Genomic DNA, 11,773 nt, shown 5'->3' with positions numbered 1-11,773 from the left:
CATGATCAGCTGATAGCTTTTGATCCAAACTGCGCTTACGCCTTGATCATGCTGTCACGAATCATGGTATTGATTTGCTCCCGCTTTTGGATATACCATTCGGTCTCCTGCGGATATACGCTTAACGTGATTTCTTCCTCCAGCCCCTCTTCAAGCATCGCAACGACTGCTTCTCTACCCAGCTTCCGCTCCAGCAGCTCAAGCGCCCTCAGATCCTGCAGCGCTTCGGCCAGCACTTCCAGCCGGATCGATTCAATTGGCCCTTCCTCGCCAGGATAGACCAGGAACGGGTCGCCTGCCGGAAACCCCCCGCCAGCATCCGTCACCTGGAACGGGTTGATTGCATATTTCGAGAACTGTGCGTACCAGAAGTTATATCCCCAGTGCAAAAAGCCCTTCAAATTCAACTTGTAAAGCTGCATGCCCAGCACGCGGTTGCGTGAGGATGGCATATGGAAGAAGCGGTTGGATACGAGCTTATATTGGGCACAGCAGTAGTACGTCCACAGCCCTTCAATCCCGTTGTCCAAAAATGGTTGGATGTCATTGCTGGCCGGTATCGGCTGCTCGATCAGCCCGCTCTTGTAGAACTCAAAGTCCGACAAAGCGTCGATGATCGGAAAATCCTTCAGAATCGGCTTCACCAGCTCGCTGGCGGTTCGATAGGTGTCCAGATCCTCCGGCTTCGGCTCATCCGATACGTGGAAAAACACCCGGTCCGTCAGTGAGTTGTCCTTAATGAATAGCACAAGCTCCTGCAAAAATCCCGTGACAAATGCGGTATATTCCGGGTCCCTGGAGTCGGTTTCCCATCCGAACAGCTGGATGTGCCGGCCGTCCACGTCAGCCATAATTTTCGGCGCATGTTTTGCCCCCCACTGCGTAAACAGGTGGGAGAACTCCAAATATTTCACGCCTGTGCGGTTACATACCTCGATCCAGCGCTTCAGCCGTTCAAAAGAAAACCGATAGGTTCCCAACGTCCGTTTCACATCCACCAACTGAACCGTCGGGCGTTCTCCTCCGATTTCGGTATCCAGCGGAGGCGTAAAGAGCGGGGTCAGAATCATATTCATGCCATGCTTGACCGCTGTTTCGATATACTGTTCAATCAGCTCCCAGTGCCGTTCGCTGAATACGTCCGTCTTATAATAGGTCGACAAGCAATCCACATGGAACCACTCGGTGTGCAGCAGCCTCTGTTCCGGAAGTTCCGCCGCGATCACTTCCAGCTTGAACGTTTCTTCTCCCAAAAGATTTCCTTGGCCGTCGCTGATCTTGATGGCAATATCATACGAGCCTGCCGCAGCCTGCTCGGGAACCTCCACAGCGATCCAAAGCGCACGCCATTGATGCGGGTACCCCGTCAATCCGCGCGCAGCATCCAGCGGAAAGAGCGGGTCAGGGTACAATCCCGGTGTGGAACGTAGCACAAAATCATCCGCATCATGATAGTTGACGAAATTCGCAGGGGATAATTCCACGGTGCGAATGGATATGTCCGGCAGCAGCTCAGACTCCGCTTGAACCTGCAGCGATCTCATATGCACCTTGGAGCGGTAAGCTACCTGAAAAGAATAGGTTTCGCCGCGCAAAGCAGAACCGGAGGGATGAACGGGCGCATGCAGATCCTCATCCGCAAACACTTTTACCAGCGAGCTGACCAGTCTCGTTTCCAGCTGGTCCGCCGAATAGATTGTTTCCACTTGATCTCCTCCTTGAGCGGTATAATAAAAACCCGGCAAACTCGAGCGTGCTATTCGAATTTACCGGGGTACTTCAGATCATTATTTCATTACTTGGCTTTGTAGCTGTTTGTTGTATCTTTCAAATGCTGCTGAAAGCTCGAATCTGCTTTCAAACCGTTAATGAAGTTATCCCAATCCGCCAAGCTAGACTTGCCGATCAGCACGTTCGTGAACATATCCACGAATTTCTTCTGCCAGTCGGCGCCCTTTTCCATCCAAGCCTGAGTCACAGGCAAGCCTGCAGCAGGGTTAGCCACGGAGGAATTGGCGATGGCATCGATCAGCTTGTAGTTGTAATCCTTCACGTCGGCCGGCATATCCGGTGCTTCCGCACGCTGATACTTGTTGAAATAGCCGGAGATCCATTGTGCAGTCGTAGCCGTTCCATATGCCTTGTTCTTGCCTTCTTCAGTCTGTACGATGGAGCCGTCCTCGGAAATCGTGTAGTGCACGTCCTTGACGCCGTAAGTAACCAGATTGTAACCCTCAACAGAAGCGGTTTTGTCGTAAACCTCAAGAATTTTCTTCAGCTTCGCTTCGTCAACCGTTAATTTATTGATCATGAATACGCCATAGGAGCCGTACGCCTGATCATGATATTTGTTGCCGTCCGGAGCGCTAGGAATTTCGTAAGCTTTCAGCTCGGCATTCGCGTTGACCTTTTTCAATTCCTGGCCAAACATAAAGGCTTCGTTGACGTTGGCAATCGCCATGCCCGCTTTACCCTGGATCAACATTTCTTTGACCTGGCTGGACTTCATGACCGGCAGGTCCGGCGTGATCAAGCCGTCTACATAGGCTTTGTTCCAAAACTCAAGCGCCGTTTTGGCTTCCTCTGTCATCCAGTATGGAAGAAGCGAGCCGTCAGCCTGCTCTTTCCAGTTTATTCCCGCACCGAACATCGACATCAGGTAAGAGCTTACACTTGCTTGTGCAAGACCATAAGTGTCGTTCTTTCCGTTCTGATCCGGATCATTTTTTGTAAAGGCTTCCAATACTTTATAAAGCTCATCCATCGTTGTTGGAGCTTCCATGCCAACCTGCTTCAGCCAATCCTCGCGGATGATGAGAGATTCATGGCCGTCCAATGGGCGGACACGCGGAATGCCGTAGGTTTTGCCCTGAAACTTCGTATTTTCATACGTATTTTCCGGGTAAGCGGACAGGTTCGGATAGTCCTTGATATATGGTGTCAGATCCCAGAACGCTCCCTGCTCGGTTGCGGTTGAGAATACTGGATCGTTAATGTCTTCAATCAAGATAACATCCGGCAGGCTCTTGGAGGCCAGTAATGCGTTTACCTTCTCCTTGTAGCTATTAATCGGATAGAAATCAATGTCGAGCTTGACGTTCAGCTCTTCGTTCAACTGCTTGATGCTGTCCAGATCATTGCTTGGCGATTCACCGTAGGTCATGGTGCCGATGGTGATCTCCGTAGGCTTGTCGCCTCCTGCTGCTCCCGTATCAGCAGTGTTTGTCGTCTCTCCCCCTTTGGAGCAACCTACCAGGGTTAGTGATAGTGTAAGCGTTATTGCGAATAACCTGGTGACCCAGCTTCGTTTTTTCATTCGTAAAGACCCTCCCTTTATAATTTATGAAGCTATAGTAAGGGGGATTCCGGAAGGTTTTAACCCTTCACGGAACCCACCAGCATACCCTTGACAAAGTACTTCTGCAAGAATGGATAGACCATGATGATCGGCAGTGATGCCACTACAACGGCTGCCATCTTGATCGTCTCCGGCGGAAGAATCTGCTCGCTCTGCAGCATGGCGGCAACAGACGGATCAGCCACGTTGGTGGATGCGGAGATGAGCATCATCTGGAGCACGACCTGCATCGGACGCAGCTCCTCGGAGTTAATGTACAGAACCCCGTTAAAGTACGTATTCCAGAAGCCAACGGCGAAGAACAAGCCAAAGGCGGCAATGGCCGGCAGCGAGATCGGAAGCATAATTCTTAAGAACACCCCGATATCGTTCGAGCCGTCGATTTTTGCCGCTTCCTCCAGCTCGTCCGGCAGCTCTTGATAAAAGTTCTTCATCAGGAATACATACCAGGCACTGGTGATGGCTGGCAGAATGAGCGACCAGATTGTATCAATCAGCCCCAGGCTCTCCACCAGCAAGAAGTTCGGAATCATGCCGGGGTTGAAGAGCATCGTCATCAGAATGGCCAGCAGGAAAAATTTCTTCCCGAAAAACCGTTTGCGTGACAGTGCATAGGAAAGCGCACTCGTAACGATGATGCTGATGGCCGAGCCCACAATAGCCAGAAAGGCGCTGACTCCTAGGGATCGCAAGAACATTTCCGTCGACAAAATGTACTTGTAGGAGCTGATGCTCCATTTTTCCGGAATAATGATCAGTGATTTGCTTAAATATTCCGTCGGATCGGTGAACGATACAATAACGACATACAGGAATGGCAGCAGGGTAACTAAACCCACAATCGCCAGTACGGTATAAATGATCGCGTTGGTAAATTTATATCCAAAGGTTTTCTGCATTTAGTAAAGACCCTCCTCACCGAATTTCTTAGCCAGGCGATTGGCCATCACAACAAGCAGGAGACCGACAATCGATTTAAATATACCTACTACTGTTGCATAACTGAACCGGCCGTTCTGAATTCCTGTCCGGTACACATACGTATCAAATACATCCGCTACGTGCGACACGGGAGAGCTCATCATCAGGTACACTTGCTCGAACCCGACTTCCATGACCTGGCCGAGTCTCAGGATCAGCAGAACGATGATTGTGCTTTTGATCCCCGGCAGCGTAACGTTAATCATCTGCTTCCATCGGTTGGCCCCATCAATCTGGGCCGCTTCATACAGGTCCTGGTTGATCCCTGCGAGCGCTGCCAGAAAAATGATGGTACCCCAGCCGGCTTCCTTCCAGATGCTTTGCCCTGTGAGCAAGCCCCAGAAATAATTTGGCTCCGTCAGAATTCCAATCGGCTGACCGCCGAACGCCACGATAATCTCATTGATAATACCGTCGTGGCCCAGGATTATAAAACAAATCCCAGCGATGATAACCCATGACAAGAAATGGGGTAAATAAATAATGGTCTGAACCGTCTTCTTAAACTTCATGCTCCGCACTTCATTGATGAGCAATGACAGCACAATCGGAATAGGGAAGAAGAAGAAAATGTTCATCAGGCTGATCGCCATCGTGTTTCGGAATAGAAGCAAAAAGTCCGGATTGGTAAAGAAATCAATGAAATGTTTAAAACCGACCCACTCACTGTCCCAGAACCCCAAATATGGAGAATAGTTTTGGAAGGCGAGCGCCAGTCCCCATATCGGAAAATACTTGAATATAAGGAAAAAGAGCAACCCCGGCAGTGCAAGCAAATACAAATATTTCTCCCGGGCGAACACGACTTTAAATCGTTCCAGTTTTGATGCCTTTTTTCCTTTTTGTTCCCTCTCACTACCAGATGCCAAAATCGATTGTTGGATATTGGATTGCGACAAGGTAACCACCACCTCCTGCATGTTCATGAAGCTTCACTTGCCTAATCGTTTCATGTCTGCATCTTAGCAAGCCGGCGATTCCCCCGACAATGACCAATTCTTTTGAAGGTTCCCCTCCCTGAGCAATTATTGTGAATCCCTTGATACAGCAGTCTTTTCCGCATGCGGCACCTCAATTTTTAACTGTCGTGAGGAGATGTTAATTAAAAAAAGAACCCTGCGTTTTTGCACAAAAAAACTTGCAAAATCGGGGAGGTGCAGTGTTCCCCTCTTTTGCAAGTCCATTGCGGCATGAGCGTTATTGGTATGAGCGTTGTTTTGTGTTCACATCCCGATATTGGCCCGGAGGCAGCCCGGTCTGTTTTTTGAACACCCGAATGAAATTTTTAGGATTATAGCCGACCTGCTCGGCTATTTCATTCACCAGCAGGTCCGTCGTCACCAGCAGCTCCATTGCTTTGCCAACCCGAACCTGCGTCAAATATTCAATGAAGGAAATACCCATCACTCGTTTGAACAGCTTGCTGAGATACGGAGGGCTTAAATTGCAGATCTGCGCGCACTGGTCCAGGGAAATGTCCAGATGGTAATGCTCGACAATGTATTGGGTTACCTTTTGAATGAGATGCTCATACTCCTGATTCTTTTTATTGCTCAGCGACATAATGATCGGCTCTACAATTTCATGCTTGAACCAGTCGTCCAGCTCCTGGATCGTCGAGCACCTTCTCATCTCGCTGTACAGGTCCACTACCGGCCGGCCAACCACAAGCTCGGAATCGATCTCCATCAGATAAGCGGTTCGAAGTGTCGTTGACAGCAGCTGGTCATAGGACATCAATATCAGTTCGGGATTATGAACAGCCGACCTCACTTTATCAGAGAACGCCTGCAGCATGCGCTCGGCCTCGTCAAAATTGCCAACCTGAAGCGAATCGGTGAAATGGGCCTCCAGCTCGCTCGGATACCGGTAGTTCATAGAGTTCGTCAGGCCTTTGCTCTCGATAATCTGGTTGCCGCCATGAATTATACGCGAATGAATAGCGAGATGAGCCTCGCGGTACAAATCCGGCAACTCTTCCACCTGATCGGCCTTTCTGCTGAGGCCAATCGTCACGGGGGAGCGCAGGTAATGAGCGATCTGCTGACGCACTTCTTCCACAGCCGACCGCAGATTGTGCTCCCATGCCTCCGTTTCTGCTTCCTCGGTCCAGAGCCAGACAACCACCTCATCGTTCAACGCATTGATTACAATCCCCTGAAGTTTCCGCTGCTCCAGTATCTCGGACGTAATATTTTTCATAATAAACAGAATCAAATCCTTATCGGACTCCTGGAATTTGGCTTCTTCCGCAAACTGGTCGCAGGCAATGATAAATACAACCGCCGATTGCAACTCAGGGATGCTGTATCTGCGCAGCAGCGCAACCAGCTGCTCGTGACGGTCATGGGTAAACTGCCCTTCCATCAGCCGCAGGGCAAAAATTTCCCGGATAATGGGCAGCTGCTCATTCAGCTGTCCTTCCAGCTCCAGCGCCTTGCTGTTAATCTCGGTCCAACGCTTGTTCACATAGCTGATCTCATCCATGCCCATATCGTCCGCATGGCTGCCGCTGACCTGATACACCAGTTTTTTGATCGGCCGATAGGCTCTCTTCGCTCCGAGCCATGCAAGGACAGTCCCTGCAACAATAACGGCCACGACCAGAACCAGCGTCATGCCGGCAATCCAGCGCGAGCTGCTATACAATTCATCGGTTGGGATCATGTTGATGTACAGCAGATTGTACACGGGGGAAAGTTTCGTTGTGACGAGGTATTCCTTTCCTTCCAAAGGGTACATAAATTTTTGATGCTCTGTATTTGTAACCGTTATCATTTTGTACAGTTCTTGTGGTACCGAAGCGTCGCTCATTTGGAAGACCAGCTCACCCTTATCGTTCAGCACGTACATCCGCTCATTGGCATATTTGACAAATGGCTTGGCCAAAGACTCGAACATCCGGTTATCCATCGTAATCTGGATAAAGCCGATCGGATCATTGGTATGCAGCGGGACCGCACTGACAATCGTTATGCCGTTGGCGTCTGTCCCATTAATTGAATATCCCGCCTTCCAATACAAATGCTGCTTGTTGCTCAGCATCTGGTGAGCCACCTTCTTTTCTTCCTCTGCCACCACCTTGTGTCCGCCATATGTAGCAGATATAAAATAGTTCTCGTCCAGCGTGTACAGAGAAATATCCTTGATCTGGGGATTCCCGTTTTTAAACGCCGCCAGATTTTGATATACATTCGCATAGAAGCCCGCGTAGTTGCTATGCTTCTGCTCCTTAAAATCAGAGGTGAAGAAGCTTCCCATCTGCATCTGAATCAAATTATCCTGGATACGATCGAGTCCCGAATCGATCGTCTGTGAAGTATAGCTCAAAATTTGCGATACATCCTGACTGGCGTCACGCTCCACCATCCTCATTGTCATGATATAGCTGGATATTCCCAAAATCATAACCGGAATAATCGATGACAGTAAAGCAATCCATATCATTTTCCGGTAAAAGGACGGCTTGCTCATAAACCATCGACTCCGGGTTATCCAATGATCATCTTTTGTTCTCATGTTAAAGGCTCCTCGCAATATAAGCTATCAATGGAAATATCATTTCTATGATTTCATACATGATGATGCCTTCGATTATCAGCCTGACATTCATAAGGTTAGTTCGATTACACGACAGTCATAGAGAAGGCGCTTCCAAACGGACACTCGCTTAAAAAACACGTGTATGCAACCCATTGCAAAAAGCTTATAAAAGCAGCATGCCAGCATATTTCTCTGCCTGTCCCGCATCGGCTGGTGTCCATCCCCCCGCCCGGTACTACATCGTTTATTCCATTTAAGACTATTATAGCAACGAGTCACCATAATTCGACAGTTTTTTTCATTAAATCAATATTTTAACGCAGTTGGTCCTGATACAATCGCCAGTCCTCGTATCAAAACACATTCGACCATACTTGTTTAATCATCCGCCGTAATGGTGAACCCTATAATACAAAGCGGTTTAGAACCGTAAACGTGAACACATTCTGCCCGGTCAATGTTTCCGATACTTTAGACCTTAAGAACCTGGCTTTTCGCCTATACCGAGGAATTCTTATGACCTAAAATAATTACTCATCTCCATAATGCTCAATTTTCGTCTCCAATGACGTTTTCGAACAATACTTATGACTTATTAGAAAAAGCAAAAAACCCTTGATGATATAGCATCAAGGGTTTTCATGTATGGAGCCTAGGGGGATCGAACCCCTGACCTCATCGCTGCCAGCGATGGGCTCTCCCACTATTGCTGGTTTCACTACCAAAAACTGTTCTATCAATGCAGATTTCAAATCTAAGCTATAATGATGCTTCCTTCATGTCCTCCATGAACTGTCTGAAGTTCTCCGCAATTTCCTTGGATTTCGTATGATGTACATAATGGCTTGTATCGAAAACTACCATTTTGCCATTCTCTACACTAGCCGCTTGCTCTTCATGAAGCGGAACCCATTCCTCTGAGAGATTATCGCTTCCGACAAAAAGCAGCAGAGGAAGATCAACCGGGTACTTCATATGCTCGCCCTCTTTAAAGTTCGAGGAGATATGCTCCATCTCATTCAAGATGGACGGGTTGAACATATTTTTGAGCTGGATCAAATTCATTTGTTTTCTGGTCTCTTCATCGTAAGGCAAACCTTCATAAGGATCGGGACTAAATTTCAACATCAATCTGGCAAAGCCCGAGTTTTTGAGCAGCTTGAATTTGCTGATCGGGAATTCGACATCCATGCCGCCCTGCGTTGGAACACTGGTATCGATTCCGATAAATGCAGTAACTTCATCCCTATACTTGCTTACATAATCTACACCGTATAGACCTGTAATCGAGTGTCCCATCAGGATATAGCGGTCAATGTTAAGGCTTTGTAGCGCCTCATGAATTTCTTGAACGATATTTCCGGTTGTGCGGTCCTTATCGGTCAAGTCGCTTAATCCGTATCCGAATGGCTCAATGGCTACCACTTTGTAATAAGGCGACAGCTCATCTATGAGCGGCTTGAAGTCCAGAACAGGCGATGCTGTTCCATAACCCGGCAGAAGCACGACGGTCTCTTCGCCTTCCCCTTGAATGAGCACATTCATATGCTTGCCGTCTACGGGAACAAGCTGTCCATATGCCTCAATCTTCTTCTGATCCGTCTTGTTGCTGACCACATTCACGATATATACAATCGCGATAAAAGTTACAATCAATATTAGAATTACTGCTAAAGTTTTGAGCAGAATCCTCAGCCACTTTTTCATCTTACCTACACCTTTCTTCTCCAGATCATTCGGCTGCCTTTGCGAGCCGTATAGAAAGCTTATCTGATGAAGATGTACGGACGATGACGCGTATATGAACTGAATATGAACGGCTGCCCAAAATATTGAGACTACTCTGACGAGGATGCAATCGGCAAGGTGACGATAAAAGCAGCCCCCCGTCCAAGCTCGCTCTCGACACGGATGTGTCCTTGATGAAGCGATACGATCTGCTTCGCAATGGCGAGCCCCATGCCGCTGCCGTCATACTTGCGGCTGTGTGAACGGTCAGCTTTGAAGAACCGCTCGAATATACGTTTCTGATCTTCCTGGGAGATGCCCATACCGGCGTCGGCTATGCGGATGGTTACGGTTTTGGCGTCTTGCTTCATACTGACGTGAATGGTGCCGCCCTCTTCGGAAAACTTGATGCTGTTGCCAATAATATTGGTCCATACCTGGTTAAGCTGGTCATGATCTGCCGTGACGGGTATAGGCTTCAGATTCATGTCAAAGCTAATGCTCCGTGCTGACCATTGCGGCTGAATCGCTACAATGACCCGCCTGATCTGCTCATCAAGCCTTAGCTCAGTTACTCGCAGCTGCTGTGTGCTGGATTCCAACAAGCTTAGCTTGAGCAGACTGTCGCTCATCTTGGACATGCGCTTCGCTTCGGAGATGATAATATCGAGGTAGCGATTGCGCTCGCTCTCAGGGATGCCTGCTTGCTTGAGCGCTATAGCATAACCGGATATCGAGGTGAGCGGTGACTGTACCTCATGCGATACATTTGATACGAACTCCTTGCGCATCTGTTCCAGCTGCTTCAGATCACGCATCATCTCCTCAAAGCTGCGGGCAAGCGTACCCAGCTCCCCCTTTTGCTTAATATTCAGCTTGACGTTGAAGTCCCCCGCCGCAATGCGCTTGGTTGCTTCTGTCAGCTTCTTGATTGGCCTGACCAGAAATACGGCAGCGATCAGAATGAGCAAGCTTCCGGTTATTAAGGAGTTGGTTAAAAACCTCACCAACAGTGAGACGGAGGAGGCCGCAAGCGGCTCTACAAACATGGCTTTCGTTCCTGTCTCTGTGCGAAGAGGCATGCCCATCAGAACAGGCACTATTCCCTGCGAGCTGATCTGAAGCACTTCTCCAGCCAGCACTCGACTGATTTGCTCCGGTGTTACTTCTGATACGCTCTGACCGTTCAGCTCCCCGAATGATTGAATCTGCCCGCCTTGGTCGTACATGCGAATATAGTAGGAATGGAGCTGCTTCATTCCGCGGACATACGCTTCCGCCTCCGCAGGCGGCAAAGCATCGTAGATCCGTGAGACGTCTTCACCGAAGTGGAATACGTTGAGCATCAGGTTATCGTTCAGCTTCTCCTTGTACAGCCACGATGTAGTAAACGTGGCAATGATCGTCCCCCCGATGACAGACACCAGAAAGGTCAATACGATACGGGTGTATAAGGAGCTGATCATGGAGATACCTCAAGCCGGTAACCGAGACCCCGCACAGTATCGATCCGAAAATCAGCTGTTTCCGCGAACCGTTCGCGCAGCCGCTTAATATGGACATCGACCGTCCGTTCATCACCAGCGTAATCCATTCCCCAAATCTGATCGATCAGCTGCTCGCGCGTATAGATTTGCCCAGGCTTGCCCGCCAGCTTGTACAATAATTCAAATTCCTTTAGCGGGAGCGCCAGCGATTCTGACCCCCTCGTCACCTTATAAGTCTGCCGGTCCAGTATGACGCTGCCGATCTGGATGGTCTGCGTCGTGCTGACTCCGTAACGCTTCAGCAGCGCCCTCACGCGAACGGTCAGCTCCAGCGGATCAAATGGTTTCGTCAAATAATCATCCGTACCCAGCTGAAACCCTTTTACCTTCTCCCATGTCTCGCCTCTTGCCGTCAGCATTAGCAGCGGGAGGTCAGGATTAGCTTTTCGAAGCTCCCTGCACAGCTCCCAGCCGTCCATAAGCGGCATCATAATATCAAGCACGACAAGATCGACTCTAGTCGAGTTATATACTGCCATCGCTTCCTTGCCGTCTGCGGCTTCTACGGTATCGAATCCGTCATTGCGCAAAAACAAGCAGACGAGTTCGCGAATGTTCACATCATCATCAGCAACTAATATCGTAGGCATTCATCCGTTCCCTCTCTTCCCTCGCT

General features: G+C 48.9%; 8 protein-coding genes and 1 tRNA gene. All 9 read right to left on the bottom strand.

Annotated features, from left to right (window positions below; translation table 11 throughout):
- Positions 1–35: 35 nt before the first annotated feature.
- The 9 genes from ABEQ74_RS17605 to ABEQ74_RS17565 all read right to left on the bottom strand — a co-directional run bounded on the left by ABEQ74_RS17605 (position 36) and on the right by ABEQ74_RS17565 (position 11,747).
- On the bottom strand, positions 36–1,706 hold the full coding sequence (locus tag ABEQ74_RS17605; RefSeq protein WP_430123407.1) for a DUF4091 domain-containing protein: 1,671 nt from the start codon (positions 1,704–1,706) through the stop codon (positions 36–38).
- A gap of 89 nt (positions 1,707–1,795) precedes the next feature.
- Positions 1,796–3,316: an extracellular solute-binding protein gene (locus tag ABEQ74_RS17600; protein ID WP_430123406.1), complete on the bottom strand. Its 1,521-nt coding sequence runs from the start codon at positions 3,314–3,316 to the stop codon at positions 1,796–1,798.
- Between the two features lie 59 nt (positions 3,317–3,375).
- A complete protein-coding gene (locus ABEQ74_RS17595; protein WP_053492031.1) occupies positions 3,376–4,257 on the bottom strand; it encodes a carbohydrate ABC transporter permease in 882 nt (293 codons plus the stop codon).
- Entirely contained in the window at positions 4,258–5,265 is a 1,008-nt protein-coding gene (locus ABEQ74_RS17590) for an ABC transporter permease (protein ID WP_430123405.1), read from the bottom strand. It abuts the gene before it with no gap.
- Positions 5,266–5,536: 271 nt separating this feature from the next.
- Positions 5,537–7,858 carry a helix-turn-helix domain-containing protein gene (locus ABEQ74_RS17585; protein ID WP_430123404.1) on the bottom strand — a complete coding sequence of 774 codons (2,322 nt, stop codon included), beginning with the start codon at positions 7,856–7,858 and terminating at the stop codon, positions 5,537–5,539.
- Between the two features lie 670 nt (positions 7,859–8,528).
- A tRNA-Ala gene (locus tag ABEQ74_RS17580) sits at positions 8,529–8,593 on the bottom strand.
- Positions 8,594–8,641: 48 nt separating this feature from the next.
- Positions 8,642–9,589 (bottom strand): alpha/beta fold hydrolase, encoded by a 948-nt coding sequence (locus ABEQ74_RS17575; protein ID WP_430123403.1) that lies wholly within the window; start codon positions 9,587–9,589, stop codon positions 8,642–8,644.
- Between the two features lie 131 nt (positions 9,590–9,720).
- The gene (locus ABEQ74_RS17570; protein ID WP_430123402.1) at positions 9,721–11,076 is read right to left on the bottom strand and encodes an ATP-binding protein; all 1,356 of its coding nucleotides are present in this window, start codon (positions 11,074–11,076) and stop codon (positions 9,721–9,723) included.
- Positions 11,073–11,747 carry a response regulator transcription factor gene (locus ABEQ74_RS17565; RefSeq protein ID WP_430123400.1) on the bottom strand — a complete coding sequence of 225 codons (675 nt, stop codon included), beginning with the start codon at positions 11,745–11,747 and terminating at the stop codon, positions 11,073–11,075. Before ABEQ74_RS17565 ends, ABEQ74_RS17570 begins: the two co-directional genes overlap by 4 nt.
- Positions 11,748–11,773: the final 26 nt, after the last annotated feature.

The sequence above is a fragment of the Paenibacillus solani genome (genome assembly GCF_050475945.1).
GTDB classification, from domain to species: Bacteria; Bacillota; Bacilli; order Paenibacillales; family Paenibacillaceae; genus Paenibacillus_AQ; species Paenibacillus_AQ solani_A.
The sequence above is the reverse complement of the archived record's forward strand: the minus strand, read 5'-3'. Positions and strand labels throughout refer to the sequence as shown.

Coding starts and splice junctions, on each gene's coding strand:
- ABEQ74_RS17585 (WP_430123404.1), bottom strand. CDS start 7,858: ATGAGAACAAAAGATGATCATTGGATAACCCGGAGTCGATGGTTTATG.
- ABEQ74_RS17570 (WP_430123402.1), bottom strand. CDS start 11,076: ATGATCAGCTCCTTATACACCCGTATCGTATTGACCTTTCTGGTGTCT.
- ABEQ74_RS17565 (WP_430123400.1), bottom strand. CDS start 11,747: ATGCCTACGATATTAGTTGCTGATGATGATGTGAACATTCGCGAACTC.
- ABEQ74_RS17575 (WP_430123403.1), bottom strand. CDS start 9,589: ATGAAAAAGTGGCTGAGGATTCTGCTCAAAACTTTAGCAGTAATTCTA.
- ABEQ74_RS17590 (WP_430123405.1), bottom strand. CDS start 5,265: ATGAACATGCAGGAGGTGGTGGTTACCTTGTCGCAATCCAATATCCAA.
- ABEQ74_RS17595 (WP_053492031.1), bottom strand. CDS start 4,257: ATGCAGAAAACCTTTGGATATAAATTTACCAACGCGATCATTTATACC.
- ABEQ74_RS17600 (WP_430123406.1), bottom strand. CDS start 3,316: ATGAAAAAACGAAGCTGGGTCACCAGGTTATTCGCAATAACGCTTACA.